The 17,918-nt window shown below is 74.7% G+C and carries 16 protein-coding genes; 4 read left to right on the forward strand and 12 right to left on the reverse strand.

Features of this window, described 5'->3' with window-relative positions; translation table 11 throughout:
* Together smc and KJS59_RS24825 are read right to left on the reverse strand one after the other, a co-directional pair.
* On the reverse strand, positions 1–2,448 hold a 2,448-nt coding region (gene smc / locus KJS59_RS24820; protein ID WP_213455380.1), incomplete at its 3' end, for a chromosome segregation protein SMC.
* A gap of 296 nt (positions 2,449–2,744) precedes the next feature.
* Positions 2,745–2,936 carry a hypothetical protein gene (locus KJS59_RS24825; protein WP_213455381.1) on the reverse strand — a complete coding sequence of 64 codons (192 nt, stop codon included), beginning with the start codon at positions 2,934–2,936 and terminating at the stop codon, positions 2,745–2,747.
* A gap of 314 nt (positions 2,937–3,250) precedes the next feature.
* Here KJS59_RS24825 and KJS59_RS24830 point away from each other — a divergent pair, with 314 nt between their 5' ends.
* Together KJS59_RS24830 and pelF are read left to right on the forward strand one after the other, a co-directional pair.
* Positions 3,251–4,003, forward strand: coding sequence for a CAP domain-containing protein (locus KJS59_RS24830; protein ID WP_213455382.1), 753 nt, complete (start codon positions 3,251–3,253; stop codon positions 4,001–4,003).
* A 108-nt stretch (positions 4,004–4,111) separates the two neighbouring features.
* Positions 4,112–5,602, forward strand: coding sequence for a GT4 family glycosyltransferase PelF (gene pelF / locus KJS59_RS24835; protein ID WP_213455383.1), 1,491 nt, complete (start codon positions 4,112–4,114; stop codon positions 5,600–5,602).
* Between the two features lie 33 nt (positions 5,603–5,635).
* Here pelF and mutM read toward each other — a convergent pair whose 3' ends face one another.
* The 8 genes from mutM to rsmD form a co-directional block, all read right to left on the reverse strand.
* Entirely contained in the window at positions 5,636–6,523 is an 888-nt protein-coding gene (gene mutM / locus KJS59_RS24840; RefSeq protein ID WP_213455384.1) for a bifunctional DNA-formamidopyrimidine glycosylase/DNA-(apurinic or apyrimidinic site) lyase, read from the reverse strand.
* Positions 6,516–7,337 (reverse strand): ribonuclease III, encoded by an 822-nt coding sequence (gene rnc, locus KJS59_RS24845; RefSeq protein ID WP_213455385.1) that lies wholly within the window; start codon positions 7,335–7,337, stop codon positions 6,516–6,518. Before rnc ends, mutM begins: the two co-directional genes overlap by 8 nt.
* Positions 7,334–8,272 (reverse strand): phosphate acyltransferase PlsX, encoded by a 939-nt coding sequence (locus KJS59_RS24850; RefSeq protein WP_213455395.1) that lies wholly within the window; start codon positions 8,270–8,272, stop codon positions 7,334–7,336. The genes rnc and KJS59_RS24850 overlap by 4 nt, the downstream gene beginning before the upstream one ends.
* A gap of 82 nt (positions 8,273–8,354) precedes the next feature.
* Positions 8,355–8,528: a 50S ribosomal protein L32 gene (gene rpmF / locus KJS59_RS24855; RefSeq protein WP_213455386.1), complete on the reverse strand. Its 174-nt coding sequence runs from the start codon at positions 8,526–8,528 to the stop codon at positions 8,355–8,357.
* A 5-nt stretch (positions 8,529–8,533) separates the two neighbouring features.
* On the reverse strand, positions 8,534–9,097 hold the full coding sequence (locus KJS59_RS24860) for a YceD family protein (RefSeq protein ID WP_213455387.1): 564 nt from the start codon (positions 9,095–9,097) through the stop codon (positions 8,534–8,536).
* A 104-nt stretch (positions 9,098–9,201) separates the two neighbouring features.
* Positions 9,202–9,696: an SPFH domain-containing protein gene (locus tag KJS59_RS24865; protein ID WP_213455388.1), complete on the reverse strand. Its 495-nt coding sequence runs from the start codon at positions 9,694–9,696 to the stop codon at positions 9,202–9,204.
* Positions 9,697–9,816: 120 nt separating this feature from the next.
* Entirely contained in the window at positions 9,817–10,293 is a 477-nt protein-coding gene (gene coaD / locus KJS59_RS24870) for a pantetheine-phosphate adenylyltransferase (protein WP_213455389.1), read from the reverse strand.
* Positions 10,290–10,853 (reverse strand): 16S rRNA (guanine(966)-N(2))-methyltransferase RsmD, encoded by a 564-nt coding sequence (rsmD, locus tag KJS59_RS24875; protein WP_213455390.1) that lies wholly within the window; start codon positions 10,851–10,853, stop codon positions 10,290–10,292. Before rsmD ends, coaD begins: the two co-directional genes overlap by 4 nt.
* A gap of 266 nt (positions 10,854–11,119) precedes the next feature.
* On the opposite strand from rsmD, the gene KJS59_RS24880 reads away from it, so the two are divergent.
* Together KJS59_RS24880 and KJS59_RS24885 are read left to right on the forward strand one after the other, a co-directional pair.
* The gene (locus KJS59_RS24880; RefSeq protein ID WP_213455391.1) at positions 11,120–12,190 is read left to right on the forward strand and encodes an EGFR-like transmembrane domain-containing protein; all 1,071 of its coding nucleotides are present in this window, start codon (positions 11,120–11,122) and stop codon (positions 12,188–12,190) included.
* A 126-nt stretch (positions 12,191–12,316) separates the two neighbouring features.
* Positions 12,317–14,305 (forward strand): glycosyltransferase, encoded by a 1,989-nt coding sequence (locus KJS59_RS24885; protein WP_213455392.1) that lies wholly within the window; start codon positions 12,317–12,319, stop codon positions 14,303–14,305.
* Positions 14,306–14,319: 14 nt separating this feature from the next.
* Here the strand turns inward: KJS59_RS24885 and recG are convergent, their stop codons facing one another.
* Together recG and KJS59_RS24895 are read right to left on the reverse strand one after the other, a co-directional pair.
* On the reverse strand, positions 14,320–16,506 hold the full coding sequence (gene recG, locus KJS59_RS24890; RefSeq protein ID WP_213455393.1) for an ATP-dependent DNA helicase RecG: 2,187 nt from the start codon (positions 16,504–16,506) through the stop codon (positions 14,320–14,322).
* A 29-nt stretch (positions 16,507–16,535) separates the two neighbouring features.
* Positions 16,536–17,918, reverse strand: a 1,383-nt coding sequence (locus KJS59_RS24895) for a DAK2 domain-containing protein (RefSeq protein WP_213455394.1), incomplete at its 5' end; no start/stop codon positions are given.

The following is a 17,918-nucleotide window of genomic DNA, read 5'->3' on the forward strand; positions in this document are numbered from 1 at the left end:
GCCGGCGAGGGAGGAGACCCGCTCCTCCGCGGTGCGCACCGCGAGCCGGACCTCCATCTCGTTCTGCCGGGCCGGCGGCAGCGCGCCGGCCAGCTCGTCCCGCTCGTCGGTGCTGGGCTCGGCGTCGATCGGGGTGGCCTCGGCCAGCCGCAGGCGCTCCTCCAGCTCGGTGAGGCCGGCCAGGTCCCGGTCGCGGGCCTCCTCGGCGCGCTGGCGGGCGGCGGCCAGCCGCTCGGTCTCGGCGGCGGCGGAGCGGGCGGCGGCGCCGAGTTCCGCCAGGCGCCGGGCGGCGGCGTTGCGCTCGCCCTCGGCGGCCCGCATCGCGGCGGCCGCCTGGGTCACCGCCTCCTTGTGCTCGGCCACCTCGGCCCGCGCGTCGGCGAGCCGCTCACGCAGCTCGGCGACCAGCTCCTCGGCCGCGCTCCGCTTGGCGCGGGCCTCCTCGACCGCCGCCTGCACCTCGATGTAGCTGGTCTGCTTGCCGGAGCCGCCGGCGGCCCGGTACGCGCCGAGGACGTCGCCGTCCGGGGTGACCGCGCGCAGTTCCGGGTTGTCGGTGACGAGCTTCGTCGCCGCGGCGAGGTCCGGCACCAGGGCCACGTCGCGCAGCGCCCGGTGTACCGCGGGGCGCAGGGCGTCGTCGCACCGGACCGCGTCCGGCGCCCAGACGGCCCCCGGCGGGAGCTGGGGGCGCAGCGCGTCCGCGGAGCCGATCATGCCGGGGCCGGCGGCGCCGCCGACCAGCAGCGCGGCGCGGCCCGCGTCGGAGATCTTGAGCAGCCGCATCGCCTCGGCGGCCTCGTCCACGCCGGCCACCGCGACCGCGTCCGCCAGGCCGCCGAGCGCCGCGGCAAGCGCGGCCTCGTGCCCCGGCTCCACGGTCAGCAGCGCGGCGACGCTGCCCAGCAGGCCGGGTACCTGGTCGGCGCGGGCCAGCAGGGCCCCGGCACCGTCCTTGCGGCGCAGGCCGAGGGCGAGCGCCTCCTCGCGCGCCTTCCAGCTCGCCGCCTCCTTCTCGGCGGCGCGCTCGGCGTCCGAGAGCTGCCGGACGGTCGCGGATGCGGCGTCGTGCCGGGCGACCGTCTCGGCGTGCCGGGCGTCCAGGTCGGCGTTGTCCCGGTCCGCCTCGGTGGACAGGTCGGACGCGGCCTCGAACTCGGCCTGCGCCCGCTGCGACCGGCCCAGCGCGTCGGCGTGCGCGGCGGCGAGCCGGGAGATCTCCTCGGCCGCGGTGCTGGTCCGGGTCCGGGCGGCGTTGACCTGGCCGGTGAGCTTGGCCAGCCCCTCGCGCCGGTCCGCGATCGCCTTGACCGCCGCGACCAGCGCCCGCTCCGCCTCGGCGAGCTGGCGTTCCAGCTGCTGGCGGCCCTGGACCGCCTCGGCCAGCCGGGCCTGGTCGGCGGCGAGCGCGGCCCGCAGCGCCTCCTCCTGCTCGCGGACCCGCTCGGCCTCGGCGGCCAACTGGTCCGGGTCACGGCCCGGGTGCTCGTCCTCCGGGGTGGCGGACAGGTGGCGCAGCCGCTGGCTGGCCAGCTGCTCGGTGGCGCGGAAGCGCTCCTGGAGCGTCGACAGCCGGTACCAGGCGTCCTGGGCGGCGGCCAGCAGCGGGGCGTCCTCGGCCAGCGCCGCCTCCAGCAGGCCGAGCCGCTCGCGGACCGTCTCGTGCTCCGCCTCGACCTGCTCCCGGCGGGCGCGCAGGGCCGCCTCGTCGGCGACCTCCTTGTCCAGCGTGGTGCGCAGCGTGTACAGGTCGTCGGCGAGCAGGCGCAGCCGGGCGTCACGCAGGTCGGCCTGGATGCCCTGGGCGCGGCGGGCCACCTCGGCCTGCCGGCCCAGCGGCTTGAGCTGGCGGCGCAGCTCGGCGGTCAGGTCGGTGAGCCGGTTCAGGTTGGCCTGCATCGCGTCCAGCTTCCGCAGCGCCTTCTCCTTGCGCTTGCGGTGCTTCAGGACGCCGGCCGCCTCCTCGATGAACGCCCGCCGGTCCTCCGGCTTGGCGTGCAGCACGGCGTCCAACTGGCCCTGTCCGACGATGACGTGCATCTCCCGACCGATGCCGGAGTCGGAGAGCAGTTCCTGGATGTCCAGCAGCCGGCACGAGTTGCCATTGATCTCGTACTCGCTCTCGCCGGAGCGGAACATCCGGCGGGTGATCGAGACCTCGGTGTACTCGATCGGCAGCGCGTTGTCGGTGTTGTCGATCGTGAGGGTGACCTCGGCGCGCCCGAGCGGCGCCCGGCCGGCCGTGCCGGCGAAGATCACATCTTCCATCTTGCCGCCGCGCAGCGCCTTGGCGCCCTGCTCGCCGAGCACCCAGGCGATGGCGTCGACGACGTTGGACTTGCCGGAGCCGTTCGGGCCCACCACGCAGGTGATGCCCGGCTCCAGCTTCAACGTTGTCGCGGAGGCGAAGGACTTGAAGCCCCTCACCGTCAGGCTCTTGAGGTGCACGGGTCTCCGAAACGGTTCGTCGGCGCGGTCGGCCGGCCCGGTTGGGCGACCAGCAAGGCTGCCACGGGGGAGGTTACCCGGCTGGTGTTACCCGCTCCGTGCGCGACGCACCCGCGGAACGCGTCAAGCGGATCGAAAGGGCACGAAGGGCGTACGCCGGCTTCGGGCAAAGCGCGCGGCCCGGAGAAATCCGGGGGAACCCGGGATGGCGGGCCCGGAGAAAGAACTGCGCGCCGCCACGGTCGTGTCGGCGCGCTGGATGCGGTGCGTATTCAGGATGGTGGGGGCGGGAAGGGTCAGGTCAGCGCCGGTTCCGGCAACCGCAGCAGGTCATCCCGCTGGGCGGCCGCCGCGAGCCGGTCGTTCTCGGCGCGCAGCCGGGTGACCTCGAACTCCAGCTCCCGCACCCTGGCACGCAGCTTGGTGACCTCGTCGAGCATGCGCCGATCGGGCGCACCACCGACGTGGCCGTAGAGGGCCTTCGCCATATCGTCTCCTTGTCAAGCGCAGCCGGTCGGCCGGCAAACGCGCGCACAGTTCAATTCGCGACCCCCGGGACTCCTCGGCATGCCCAACGTCTCAACGGGCTGCTAGGCATGCACAACGGGCACGGTCAGGCGCGACTGGCGACACCTCCATACTCCGTCCTTGCCCGCTCTCCGTCAAGTTGCGGCGCGGCAGCGTCACGCGTACCACACCCCCGCGCCCCGGTTGAGTTGCTGCTCAGGGCCGCTTTAGCGCTGTCTTAGGTCTTGCTTAGGCGCGTTGCCGCCCGCCGGGGCGCCGGCCTAGCGTCGCCCCTATGACCAAGCCCGGTGTTCACCGGCGGCCGGCTGGACGGCGGCTGCCCGGAGTGCTCGGGCTCGCCGGCCTCGTGGGCGCGTTGCTGGCGGTGTTCGGTGTCGGCGCGGTGCTGCTGCCGCCCAGTTTCGGCGACTCCTCCTCCAGCAGCGGCGCCGCGCCGGCCGAGCCGACGCCCACGGGCGTGGCGGTGTTCGGCTCGCTGGCCCCGGCCGCGGACCGCCGGCCGGCCCCGACGCCCACCACGCCGCCGGTCCCGAAGAAGACCGCGAAGCCGACGCCCGCGCCCGGCGCGACGCCGAGCCCGGCGACCCCGCCCCGGACGACCACCCGATCGGGCGCCGGCAACGGGGCCAATGCGGCCGTGCAGGGACCGCAGGCGCAGGTGGTCACGCTGGTCAACGCGGAGCGGAAGCAGGCCGGCTGCGATCCGGTCGCGGTCGACGCCAGGCTCACCGCCGCCGCCCAGGCGCACAGCCAGGACCAGGCGGACCACGACTCGATGTCGCACACGGGCAGCGACGGCAGCACGCCGTGGGACCGGGCCCGGGCCGCCGGGTACGACCAGGCGATCGGGGAGAACGTGGCGGCCGGGTACCGGACGCCGGAGGCCGTCATGGACGGCTGGATGAACAGCGAGGGGCACCGGGCCAACATCCTCAACTGCACCGCCAGGGCCATCGGCGTCGGCCGCGCCGCCGCGGCCGCGGCCGATGGGACCCTCTACTGGACCCAACTGTTCGGCGCAGTCTGACCTTTCGGGGGAATAAAAGCAGCACATCGGGTGAATCGGTGCCTATTTCGCCGCTGGTTCGTTGGCCCGGCTAGTCAGCTCCTGATCTTCGCCGCCGAGGAGGTTACGGTGCGGATCGCGTTACTCACCGAGGCGACCTACCCGTACGCCCGCAGCGGGGTCGGCGCCTGGTGCCAGCGGCTCTGCACGGGACTGTCCCATCACGAGTACGAGGTGGTCTCGGTCACCGGCACGGCGCCGGGCGGCGCGGGCCCGGCGTACCGGACACCCGGCAACGTCGCCGCGCTACGCAGCATGACGGTGACCGCGAGCACCACCCCGCCCGGCGGGCGGCTGTCCCGGGCCCGGCACCGGCGCGCCGGTGCCGCCGCGGCGACGCTGCTCAGCCGGGGCCTGGTCGGGGACGGGCCACGCGGCACCGCGATGTTCCGCGACGGCCTGCGCCGACTCGCCGACCTGGCGCCGGCCGGGCACCCCCTGCACGGGGTACCGGTGGCGGAGATCCTGACGGACGCGTGGCGGGCGGCCGGCGCGGCGTCCACGGAGGACACCGGCGACTTCACGTTCCCGCTGCCCCCACTGAGCCCGCGGGACGCGCAGCGCATCGCCGTCCTGCTCGACCACGCGGTCCGCCCGCTCGCCGCGCCGCCACCGGAGGTGGACCTGTGCCACGCCGTCGGCGCCGGGCTGCCCCTGCTGGTCGCGCTGGCGGCCAAGTGGCGCGCGGGCACCCCGTTCCTGCTCACCGAGCACGGCATCTACCTGCGGGAGCGGTACCTGACCGCCGGCGACCCGGACTCGCCCGCGGTCCGGGCGGCGGTGCTGCGGTTCTACCGGACGCTGTCCCGGCTGGGCTACGCGGAGGCCGCCGCGATCGCCACGGCGAGCCGGTTCAACCGGCGCTGGGAACTGCGGCACGGCGCACACCCCGCCAAGATCGCGATAGTCCCGAACGGGCTGGACCCGGCCGCGTACCCGCCGCTGCCGGAGGCCGGTGGCCCGCCCACGGTCGGCTGGGTGGGCCGGATCGGGCCCGACCGCGACCTGCACACCCTGATCGAGGCGTTCGCCCGGGTACGCGGGCGCGTGCCGGGGGCACGGCTGCGGCTGTACGACCCGGTCGAGGAGGGGCCGGGCGGGTACGCGGAGGGCTGCCACGACCTGATCGCCCGGCGCGGGCTGGGCGCCGCGGTCACGGTCACCGGGCCGGTCCGCACCAGCGTCGAGGCGTACGCGGACAGCCACGTCGCGGTGCTCGGCACCGTGGCCGAGGGCGCGCCGTACCCGGTGATCGAGGCGATGATGTGCGGCCGGGCAACGGTCGGCGCGGACGTCGGCGCGGTCGCCGAGACGGTCGGCGAGGCGGGGCTCGTGGTCCCGCCCGGGGACCCGGACGCCCTGGCTGCGGCCTGTACCGGCCTGCTGCTCGACCCGCGCCTGCGGCACCGACTCGCCACCGCCGCCCGCCGCCGCGCCGTCGAGCACTTCGCCATGGACCGGATGCTCGACGCCTACGACGACCTCTACCGGGGCATCCGCTCGCCCGGTCGGGCGCAGGAGCCCACGCTGGCGCTGCCGTTCGCGCCCGGTGCGGCGTGATGGCACGCCCCGCGCCCGCACCGCGCCGGCCCGCTAACCGGCCTCTCTCGTCCGCAGGCGGCGCACCGGGGCCGCCGCCGACCGGGGGCGGGGCTGGCAGCGGGGGCAACTGAACGACGAGCGGTTCATGAACGCCTCGCGCCGGATCGGGGCGCCGCAGCGGTCGCACGGCTCGCCCTCGCGCCCGTACGCGTTCAGCGACCGGTCGAAGTAGCCGCTCTCCCCGTCCACGTTCACGTACAGCGCGTCGAAGCTGGTACCGCCCGCCACGATCGCCTCGGCGAGCACGTCGCGGACGTGGGCCAGCAGCCGGTGGGCCGCCGGCCCGGTGAGCGCCTCGGTCGGGCGGGCGCCGTGCAGCCCCGCCCGCCAAAGCGCCTCGTCGGCGTAGATGTTGCCCACCCCGGAGATCAGGGTCTGGTCCAGCAGGGCCCGCTTGACCTCGGTCCGCTTGCGGCGCAGCGCCGCCACGAACGCCTCGTCGGAGAACTCGGGGTCCAGCGGGTCCCGGGCGATGTGGGCGATCTCGGCCGGCAGCTCCGCCCCGCCCTCGGAGAGCGACAGCCCACCGAACGTGCGCTGGTCGACGAAGCGCAGTTCGGGGCCGCCGTCGTCGAACTGGAAGCGGATCCGCAGGTGGGTCTCGTCCGGGGCGCCGAGCGGCTGCATGAGCAGCTGGCCGGACATGCCGAGGTGGCCGATGACGGCGTCGCCGCTGTCCAGCGGCAGCCACAGGTACTTGCCGCGGCGCCGGACGTCGGTCACCTGGCGGCCGGCGAGCGCCGCGGCGAAGTGGGTGCCGCCGAGCAGGTGCCGGCGCACCGCGCGCGGGTGGTGCACCTCGACGGCGGCGATCCGCCGCCCCGCCACCCACTTGGCCAGCCCCTGCCGGACGGTCTCGACCTCGGGCAGCTCAGGCACCCGCGGCCTCCGCCCGATCGGCCGGCTCGACGGCGTCCTCGCGCGGCTGGACGGTCGCCTCCACCACCGAGTCCGCCGCCGCTGCCTCCACCACCGAGTCCCCCGCCTCGGACTCCGGCTCCTGGGACAGCACCCGCCACGCGGCCTCGGCGGCCCGCTGCTCCGCCTCCTTCTTGCTGTGCCCGTCCACGCCGCCGTACCGCTCGCCGGCCACCACCACCCAGGCGGTGAACGTCTTGGCGTGGTCCGGGCCGGCCTCGTCGATCCGGTACTCGGGCACGCCCAGGCCCAGGGCGGCCGTCAGCTCCTGGAGGCTGGTCTTCCAGTCCAGGGCGGCGCCGCGCCGGGCCGCGTCGGCCATCAGCGGGTCGAACAGGTGGTGGATCACCTTCCCGGCGATGTCCAGGCCGTACTGGAGGTAGACGGCGCCGAGCAGCGCCTCGAGCGTGTCCGCCAGGATGCTCGCCTTGTCCCGGCCGCCGGTACCCTCCTCGCCCTTGCCGAGCAGCAGGTACGGGCCGAGCCCCCGCGGGCCCAACTGGCGGGCCACGCTGGCCAGCGCCCGCATGTTGACCACGCTGGCCCGCAGCTTGGCGAGCTGCCCCTCGGGCAGCGTCGGGTGGTTGTGGAACAGCGCGGCGGTGATCACCACCCCGAGCACCGAGTCGCCGAGGAACTCCAGCCGCTCGTTCGTGGGCAGGCCACCGTTCTCGTACGCGTACGAGCGGTGGGTCAGCGCCCGCTGAAGCAGCTCCTGGTCGAAGGCCACGCCGAAGGCGGCCTCCAACTGCGTGATCGGTGGACGTTTGCTCACCGGAACACCTCCCCGAGGTCGGCGACCAGGGCGGCGAGCCGGCTGGCGGCCCGCGCCCGGTGCAGGTGGGCGGCGAGCCGGATGCCGGCCGCCAGGTCGGCGGCGTCCCCGGCGCCGTGGCAGACCACCACGGTGCCGTTGACGCCGAGCAGGGCGCCGGCGCGCGGGGCGGCGCTGGAACCGCCGGCCAGCGCATACGCGCCCTCAATGCCCTTGAGCAGGACGTTTCCGGTGAAACCGTCGGTCACCACAACGTCGGCGCGGCTACCCAGGCTGGGCTCGTACCCCTCCACGAGCCCGACGTACCGCGCGGTGCCCGGCAGCGGGCGGGCGGCCAGCACGGCGTCCGCGCCGCGCCGCGCCCGGTCGCCCTTGCCGTGCTCGGTACCGACCGACAGCAGCCCGACCCGTGGCGCGGTCAACCCGGTCACGACCTGGGCGTACGCGGCGCCGACGGCGGCGTGACTGGTGAGCGTGGCGGCGTTGGCCTCGACGGCCGCCCCGACGTCGAGCAGCACGACCGGGCCGGCCAGCGCCGGCACCGTGGCGGCCAGCGGCGGGCGGCGGATGCCCGGCATCCGCCCGAGTTCCAGCACGGTGGCGGTGACGGTGGCGCCGGTGGCGCCCGCGGAGACCACCGCGTCGGCGTGGCCGGCGGCGACCGCGGCCACGGCGGCCCGCACGGTGGTGTCCACCCGCACACCGGTGACGGGCGGGTCCGCCATGCCGACCGCGCCGGCGGCCGGGCGCACGGCGACCCGGTCCCGGTCCGCCGCCGGGAGCGCGAGGATCACCCCGTCGGCGACCTCTTCGGGTCCGACGAGGAGCAACTGGAGGTCCGGATCCGCGCCGCAGGCGCGCAGAGCGCCGTCAACCACGACGGCGGGTGCATCATCCCCGCCGAGGAGGTCGACGGCGATCCGCGCGGTGCCCAGGCCGTTGCCGACCCGGGCACCGGGGACACGCCGTGGGGCGGGCGCTCCGGACGCGTTTCGCGTCACGAAGGGCCTACCGGAATCAGACCTCGATGACCTGGCGGCCGTTGTAGGTCCCGCAGACCGAGCACGCCGCGTGCGGCAGCTTCGGGGACTTGCACTGCGGGCAGGGCTGGGTCGCGACGGCAGTGGTCTTCCACTGCGCCCGGCGGGACCGGGTGTTGCTGCGCGACATCTTGCGCTTGGGAACGGCCACGGATGCTACTCCTCAGTCCTGGTCAACTTCTGCAGCGCGGCCCAGCGCGGGTCGCTCTGCTGGTGGCTGTGGTCAGCCGGTAGATCCTCCCAGGCGGTGCCGCACTCCTGGCACAGCCCCGGGCAGTCCGCGCGGCACACGGGGTTGGTCGGCAGTGCCAGCACCACCGCGTCCCGCGCGGTCGGCTCCAGGTCGATCAGATCGCCCTGCACCCGACCGACCTCGTCCTCCTCGGTGGTCTCGTCCGTGGTGCTGTTCGCGTAGGCGAACAGCTCCTGGATCGTCACCGCCAGGGTGTCGCTGATCTCGCGCAGGCAGCGCCCGCACTCCCCGGTCACCGGCGCGGTCACCGCGCCGGAGACCAGCACGCCCTCGGAGACCGACTCGAGCCTCAGGTCGAGGCGCAGGTCGGCGCCCTCCGGCACGCCGATCAGCTCCAGACCGAGGTCCGCCGGCGCCGGCACCACCCGGTCGATCGCGCGCATGCTGCCGGGGCGGCGCGGCAGGTCCCGGATGTCCAGGACGAGCGGCGCCCGCGGGTCGAGGCGATTCGCAAGGTAATCAGGCATGACAGACTCCGGCCAGGTTAGGGCCGACACGACAGCTTACCCGGGCCCGGCCGGGGGCGTCGAACCAGCCCCGGCTCAGCCCGGATCCACCGCCGGCCGGCACCTCAGAAGGGCAACGGCCGCTCGGCCTCCTCCGCGGAGAAGGTGCCGATCTCGCGCAGCGCGTGCATCTTGTCCCGGCCGCGCTCGATCGAGGCGAGCGCCCGGGTGAGGAACTGCTCGAAGTTGGCCAGGGCGGTGTCGACGTAGTCGTCGACTTCCTCGCGCAGCCGCTGGGCCTCGCTGCGCGCCTCCGCGACGATCCGGGACGCCTCGTGCTCCGCCGAGACGGTGATCTCGTTCACCGAGACCAGCCGGGCGTGCTCCGCCTCGCCCTCGCTGATGATCCGGTCGGCCTCCCGCTTGCCGGCGTCCAGGATCTTGTCCCGCTCGTCCAGCAGCGCGGACGCCCGGCGCAGTTCGGCGGGCAGGTCGGCGCGCAGCGCATCGAGGGCGCCGATCAACTCGCCCCGGTCGACCATGCAGTTGCGCGACATGGGCACCGACCGCGCCGCCTCCACGATGGCGATGATCTCGTCGATGCGGTCCAGCGGGTCCACCGGCGCCTCACCTCTGCCTCGTTCCTCGACCGACACCCCATGTTCGCGGTCGCCACTGTCTCATCATGCGGCCCGCTTGCGTAGTCCCGTCGCCGCCCCGCCGTCGGCGGCACCGGGTCGTCACTGTGGGCGACGGGCCGCCAGTCGCCGCGCCACCACGTCGGGGACGTGCGCGGACACGTCGCCGCCCCACTTGCTGACCTCCTTGACGAGGCTGGAGGCGATGAACGAGTAGAGCGGGTTGGTGGGCATGAACAGCGTCTCGATCCCGGCCAGGCCGATGTTCATCTGGGCCATCTGCAACTCATAGTCGAAGTCGCTGACCGCCCGGATGCCCTTGACCACCACCCCGGCGCCCTGGGTGCGGCAGAAGTCGACCAACAGCCCCTGGAACGACTCGATCCGCACATTCGGGTACTCGGCGGTCACCTCCCGCAGCATGTCCAGCCGCTCCTCGACGCTGAACATCCCGGCCTTGGCCTGGTTCACCAGCACCGCGACGATGACCTCGTCGAACAGCCGGCTGGACCGGACGATGATGTCCAGGTGCCCTTTGGTCACCGGGTCGAACGAGCCCGGAGTCACCGCGCGCCTCATGATCCGCGACCGTACCAAAGCGAGGTCTCCCCGTATCGCCGACTACGCAGGCCGGTGATGCCCGGCACCCAGGTGGGCCCCGGTGTACGACTCGATCGCTCCAGCACCACCACCGCCTCCGGGCCCAGCCAGCCGCCGCCGACCAGCGCGGCGAGCATCCCGGTGAGCTCCCCCTCCGGTACCGCGTAGGGCGGGTCGGCGAAGATCACGTCGTACGGGCCGTCCTCCGGGCCGGCGGCGAGCGCCTGGGCGACCGTGCCGGTGACGAGCCGGGCCCGCTCCCGGGCGCCCAGGTCCGCGATGTTCTGCCGGATGACCCGCGCGGCCCGTGAATCGTTCTCCACGAGCAGGACGTGGTCGGCGCCCCGGGACAGCGCCTCCAGGCCCACCGCGCCGGAGCCGGCGTAGAGATCGGCCACGCGCGCGCCGGCCAGGTCGGTGATCGCGTCGAGCGCGCTGAACAGCGCCTCGCGCACCCGGTCGGAGGTGGGGCGGGTACGGCCGCCCGGCGGCGCGGCGATCCGCCGCCCGCCGAGGGTCCCCGCCACGATCCTGGTCATTGAGAGACCACGCTACGCGACCACCTGATGGTAGTCGCACGGACACTCTCGGTTATCGATCAATAACGATTCGATATACCGGCCCCTCGCCGCGCCAACGGACTTGGCCACGCAAGCACACACATCACTAAAGTCGGGCGCCGTGCCGGCCTGACCGCCGGCCTACGACGTGGGGAGGCGTCGTGCACCGTCGTTCATCCGTCCAGTAGGGACGGCGGTGGTCACCCTACGCCGTACGCCTGGTTACCCCCTACTCAGGAGTACGCGTGAACCGTTCCAAGTCCCTGCTGCGCCGCGCCCTCGGGGTCGCGGGCGCCGCCACACTCGGCCTCGCCGGCGTCGTCGCCTTCGCCGCGCCGGCCAGTGCCCACAACTCCGAGGTCGTCGGGGTTCCCGTCTGCGACACGGCCAGCGGCGACTGGGTCGTCACCTGGACGGTCAACAGCATCGCCCCGGCGGGCGTCAAGAACTTCCGCCTCGTCGAGGTCTCGCACACCCCGGCCGACACGGCGCTCGAGGGCATCGCGGTCACCGAGGGCGACGGCTACCCGCTCCCCGTCGGCAAGCCGATCACCGCCACCCAGAAGGTGCCGGCCGGCACGACCAGCGCCTCGCTCAGCGTCCGCTCGAAGTGGGAGAACACGTACGAGGAGAGCAAGGCCGTCACCGGCAAGGTCAAGTTTCGCGGCACCTGTGAGAAGGACAGCCCGAAGCCGGACTTCACCGCCACCTCCGACTGCTCCGGCGACGTCGTCGTGACGGTGACGAACTCCAAGAAGGCGCGCGCCGCCGCGGACTTCGAGATCGTCGGCAAGGCCGGCTTCAGCGAGAAGGTCACGGTCAAGCCGGGCGAGGACGCCACGGTCACCGTCCCGGCCAAGTCCGCCGGGGAGATCAAGGTCCTGGTCGACGGCAAGCAGCTCAAGGAGACCGTCAAGTGGACGCTCCCGGAGAACTGCGAGGTGCCGTCGCTGGCGTCCAAGTCGGACTGTGACACGCTCACCATCGAGGTGACCAACCCGAAGGGCGGCACCCCGCTGACCTTCACCTTCACCCCGGCCGAGGGCGTCGCGAAGACCCTCGACGTGGCCCCCGGCGAGACCAAGTCGGTCGTGTACGGCGGCGAGAAGGCCAAGGAGGTCGTGGTCTCCGCCCCGGACTTCGAGCCCGAGACGGTGGCCTGGGAGAAGCCGGACAACTGCGGTGGCGGGGGCGGCAGCCTGGCCAAGACCGGCATGAAGATCAGTGTCGCGGTGGGCGGGGCCCTGGTCCTGCTGGCCGCGGGCGCGGTGCTGTTCGTGATCGCGCGGCGGCGTCGGGTGACCTTCACCGCCTGATCTGACCCCGCACGCTCGTCACGGGAGCGCGTCGACCGGGAGACCGGCCGGCGCGCTCCCGTCGTTGCCGGCCCTTCGCCCGCCGACGGGTCAGCGTCCGACACGCCGTGCCGCTATCGTTCCGTGGTGCCCCCGCCCCCTGTGATCAGCGTCGTCATCGCGGTGTACAACGCCGCGGACTGCCTGGACGAATGCCTTCGGTCGATCGCGACCCAGACCATCGGCTTCGACGCGATCGAGGTCGTCGCGGTCGACGACGGGTCCACCGACGGCAGCGGGGAACTGCTGGCGGAGTGGGCGGCCCGGCACCCCAACGTCCACGCCTTGCGCCAGGCCAATTCCGGCGCGCCGGGCGGCCCCCGCAACCGGGGCATCGACGCCAGCACCGGCGAGTACCTGTTCTTCGCCGACCCGGACGACTACCTCGGCCCCGAGGCGTTCGAGCGGATGGTCGCGATGGCGCGGCGCAACGACTCGGACATCGTGCTCGGCCGGATCGCGGGTGTGGGCCGGATCGCGCCCACCCGCCCGTTCCGCCGCTCGGTGGAGAACGGCGACGTGCTCAGCACCCAGGCGGTGTGGAGCCTCACCGCGCAGAAGCTGTTCCGCCGGTCACTGATCGTGGACAACGGGCTGCGCTTCGCCGAGGGCGTCCGGCTCGCGGAGGAGCAGCCGCTGGTGGTGCCCGCCTACTTCCTGGCAAAGACGATCTCGGTCGTCGCCGACTACGACTGCTACTACCTGGTGCTGCGCTCCGGGCACAAGCACCTCACCCGGCAGCAACCGGACCCGGAGCGGCTCTTCGGGATCGTCGGCGACGCGATGCGGACCGTCACGGAGAACACCAAGCCCGGCCCGGACCGGGACGCCCTGCTGGGGCGCTGGGTCAGCATGGAGATCCTGCACTGGTTCCGGCGCTGGTTCCCGGACCTGCCCGCGGACGCCCGGGAACGGTACATCGGGCTCGCCGCCGACCTGCTGGACGAGTACGTGACGCCCGAGGCGCTGGAGCCGATGCCCCGGCTGGACCGGATCCGCGCCACGCTGATCCGCCGGCGCCGCCCCGACGAACTGCTCCGGCTGGCGCACTTCGCGCGGTCCGGCACCCGGGCCGCCCCGGTCATCGAGGGCGACCGGGTATACGCCGGTTACCCGTACTTCCGGGAGCCGGCGTACGGAATGCCCGACTCGTACTACGACATCACCGGCGAACTGGCGCTGGACCACTGCCGCGCGGAGGTCACCGCCACCCCGGCCGGCGTGCTGCGCGTGATGTGGCGGCCGGCCGTACCCGCGCTGCGGGAGCCGGGGCTCGCCTGGTCCGTCGTGCTGACCGGGCCGGCGGGCCGGGAGTACGAGGTGGCCGGCCACCAGGGGCCGGACGGCCCGGAGGCCACCGTGGATCTGGCCATCGTGGACGGTGGCGCCCGGATCCCGGACGGCCGCTGGACCGCCCACACGAAGGTGCGCGGAAGCGAGCGGCGGGCCATGCTGGCGATCGGCGACGAGGGTACGGCCGAGGCGCACCCCGAACTCGGCGCGGCGCTCGCCGCCGGGGTACCGGTGGACATCTCGCTGACGGCGAACGCCCTCGTCATCAAGGCCGGTGAGGCGGTACGCCCGCGCGCGGAACTGGCCCCCGAGGGCGTCGCCTGGCGACCGGGGCGTGGCGGGCACCTGACCGTGGCCGTGCTGTGCCGGTGGCCGGTGGCCGGGCAGCCCACGCTCTACCTGACCCGGGGCGCCGGCGGCCCGATCCTGGCCGTCCCGGCGACCCAGCAGCCCGGCGGAGCAGCCCCCGGCGTGCTGGTCAGCGCCGACCTGGACGCGCGGGCACTGGCCCGCGCCGGCCTCACCCCCGGGCGCTGGCAGTGCACGATCGGCCCGGCCGACGCACCCCCCGACCGGCGGGTCCCCGTGCACGCGCCCGGCGCCGGCCCCACCGGACGCCTCGTGGCGCGCTCACCCATCGCGACTCCACTGTGGTCGATGGCGTGGCTGGAGCCGGCCGGCCGGCAGCGCGTGCTCACGCTGGTCATCGCGGACTGGCGCCACGTCGCCCGCCGACTACGCCAGCGCGGCGGCCGCGCCCTCGGCCGCCTCCGCCGCACCTGACAGCGCCGGGGCCGCTAGCCCTTTCCCAGGTACTCGGCGCGCTCCTCGTCCACCAGGGCGGCGACGGAGGCGGCCAGCGCGGGGTGCCCGGTCAGCTCCGGGTCCTGCGCCACCAGGGCCTCCGCCTCAGCCCGCGCCTCCTGGATCAGCTTCTCGTCCCTGAGCAGGGACAGCAGCCGCAGGTGCGACCGGTGACCGGACTGGGCGGCGCCCAGCACGTCGCCCTCCCGGCGCTGCTCCAGGTCCAGTTCGGCAAGCCGGAAGCCGTCCGTTGTGGACGCCACCGCGTCCAGCCGGACCCGGGCCGGCGTCGCCTCGGTCGCCTCTGTGACCAGCAGGCACAGCCCGGGCGCGCTGCCCCGGCCGACCCGCCCCCGCAACTGGTGCAGTTGCGAGACACCGAACCGGTCCGCGTCCATGACGATCATGACGGTGGCGTTCGGGACGTCCACGCCGACCTCGATGACGGTGGTGGCGACCAGCACATCCAGTTCACCGGCGCCGAACCGGCGCATCACCGTGTCCTTCTCGTCGGCCGGGAGCCGGCCGTGCAGCACCCCGATCCGCAGCCCGTGCAGGGGACCCTCGGTCAGCAGGGGCGCCACGTCGAGCACGGCCAGCGGCGGGCGGCGGGCGCTCTCGGCGCGCTCCGCCGGCGGCGCGTCCTCTTCGGACTCGACGGCGCCGATGCGGGGGCACACCACGTACGCCTGGTGCCCCGCGGCGACCTCCTCCCGGACCCGGCGCCACGCCCGGTCCAGGTACGCCGGCTTCTCCATGGCCGGGACCACGTGCGAGGCGATCGGTGAGCGCCCGCGCGGCAGTTCGACCAGTGTGGACGTTTCCAGGTCGCCGAACACGGTCATCGCCACCGTGCGCGGGATCGGCGTCGCGGTCATCACCAGCACGTGCGGCGGCTGGGCGGCCTTGGCCCGCAACGCGTCCCGCTGCTCCACGCCGAACCGGTGCTGCTCGTCCACCACCACCAGGCCCAGATCGGCGAAGTCGACACCCTCGGACAGCAGGGCGTGCGTACCCACCACGACGCCCGCCTCGCCGGAGGCCACCCGGGCCAGCACCGACCGGCGGGCCGCCACGCCGAGCGAGCCGGTGACCAGCGCCACCCCGGTCGCCTCCGGCGCGGAATCCAACTCGCCCGCCCGGCCGAGCGGGCCCAGCAGGTCGCAGAGGTTCCGGTAGTGCTGCGCGGCGAGCACCTCGGTGGGGGCCAGCATCGCCGCCTGGCCGCCGGAGTCGACCACCTGGAGCATCGCCCGCGCGGCGACCAGGGTCTTGCCCGAGCCGACCTCGCCCTGCAACAGCCGGTGCATCGGGTGCGGGGACGCCAGGTCCACCGCGATCTCCTCCCCGACGGCGCGCTGCCCCCGGGTCAGCTCGAACGGCAGCGTCCGGTCGAACGCGCCCAGCAGGCCGTCCTCCCGCCGGGGACGGGGACTGGCCGGCCAGGACGCCGACCGGGCCTTGCGCTGCACCAGCGTGAGCTGCACCGCGAACGCCTCGTCCCACTTCAGGCGGCGCCGGGCGGACATCAGGGCCCCCCGGGACGACGGGCGGTGGACCTCCCGCAGCGCGGCCCCCAGGGGCGCCAGGTTCCGCTCGGCCCGCACCGCGGCCGGCAGCGGGTCCTCCGGCGGCTCCAGGGTGTCCAGCACCAGCCGGACGCAGCGGGCGATCACCCAGGTGGGCACGGCGGCCGCGGCCGGGTACACCGGGATCAGCGCCCCCGCGAACTCCTCCACCTCGCCGGCGGCGTCGTCCTCGCCGGCCAGCAACTGGTACTCGGGCGAGTTGAGCTGGCGCCGGCCCCGGAACTCGGTGACCTTGCCGGCGAACAGCCCCCACCGCCCAGGGCGCAGGTCGCGCTCCCGCCAGATCTGGCGCCGGCCGAAGAAGGTCAGCAGGAGCAGGCCGCCGGCCCCGTCCTCGACGGTGACCTCCAGCATCTTGTCCTGCCGGGCCCGCATCGGCTTCACGTTCGTGGCCCGGACCTGCGCCAGCACGGTCACCTGCTCGCCCACCGCCAGCGACCGGATGTCGGTGTGCTGCCCGCGCTCGTCGTACCGGCGCGGAAAGTGATAGATCAGGTCGCCCGCGGTGTGCAGGTCGAGGTGATCGGCGAGCGACCTGGCCGCCTTGTCCCCCAGCGGGGTCTTCAGCGGGGTGTCGACCGTGATCTTCATTTCGGCACCCCGGCTCGGCGCTGTGCTCGTCATTCGACCCCCACGAGGAGCGGGTAGTGCGGCTGGCCGCCCGCGTAGTGCTGCACCTCCACGAACGGCCACCGGCTCGCCAGGTGCGCGGTCAGCGCCTCGGCCAGCCCGGCCGGGGCGTCCGCGCCGGTGAGCAGCGTGACCAGTTCGCCGCCGCCGCCGAGCAACCGATCCAGCAGGTCGCGGCACACCGGCTCCACCCGCTCGCCGATCAGGTACACCTCGCCCTCCACCAGGCCCAGCACGTCGCCCGGGCGGCACCGGCCCGCCACGGTCAGCGCCTCCCGGGCCGCCACCGTCACCTCCGCGGACCGGCACGCGCCGGCCGCCTCGGCCATCGCGATCACATCGTCCTCGAACGGGCGCCCCAGGTCCCGCACGGCCAGCGCGGCGAGCGCCTGCACCGGGCTGCTGGTGGGCACCACGCTCACCCGCACGCCGGTCGCCTGCGCTTCGCGGGCCGCCACCGCGGCCACCACCCGGGCGTCCTTGTCGTTCGGCAGGACCACCACCGCCGCGGCCCCGGTGGCGCGGACCGCGTCGAGGATCTCCGCCGGGGACGGGTTACCCCGCACCACCGCCGCACCCTCCCCCTCGAACAGGGCGGCCAGCCCTTCGCCCGCCGCCACCACGACGGCGCCCCGCTCCGGGCGCACCCGGTGGCGTTCCCGTTCGCGCTCCCGGTCATGCTCGCGTTCACGCTCCCGTTCGGCGATCTGGTCCGCGAAACGGGTCACCGAGATGTGGTACGGCCGGCCGGCGGCCACCCCGGCCTCGATCGCCGCGCCCACGTCGTCCACGTGGACGTGCACGTGCCAGGTGGGCGGCTCACCGCCGTCGCCGACCACGACCAGCGAATCCCCCAGCCCCGCCAGCGCCGCCCTGAGCCGCGCCACGGCCGCGCCGTCCGCCTCCAGCAGGTACTGCACCTCGTACCCGAACCGGCCGGGCCCCGCGCCGGAGTGGAACGTGTGCGGCGACGGATCCACCGCGCCGGGCGCCTCGACGCCCCGATCGTGGGTGGCACGCTCTTCGCCCCCGGCGTGTTCCACACCCGCGGCGCGCTTCTCGCCGGTGGCGCCCTCCGCACCCGCGGCGCGTTCCGCACCCTCGGCGTGCTTCTCGCCGGCGGGGCGCTCCTCACCGGCGGCGTGCTCGTCTTCGGCGACGACCGCGACCAGGGCCTCCAGCAGCACCACGAGCCCCCGGCCGCCGGCGTCGACCACACCGGCGCGGGCCAGCGCGGGCAACTGCTCCGGCGTGCGGGCCAGCGCGGCCGCGGCACCCTCGGCGGCCGCCCGCGCCACCGCCCACAGACCGGCGGCGCCGGTCGCGACCGCCCGCTCGGCCGCCTCCGCCGCCGCCCGGGCCACGCTCAGCAC

The sequence above is a fragment of the Rhizomonospora bruguierae genome, assembly GCF_018397995.1.
GTDB lineage: Bacteria > Actinomycetota > Actinomycetes > Mycobacteriales > Micromonosporaceae > Rhizomonospora > Rhizomonospora bruguierae.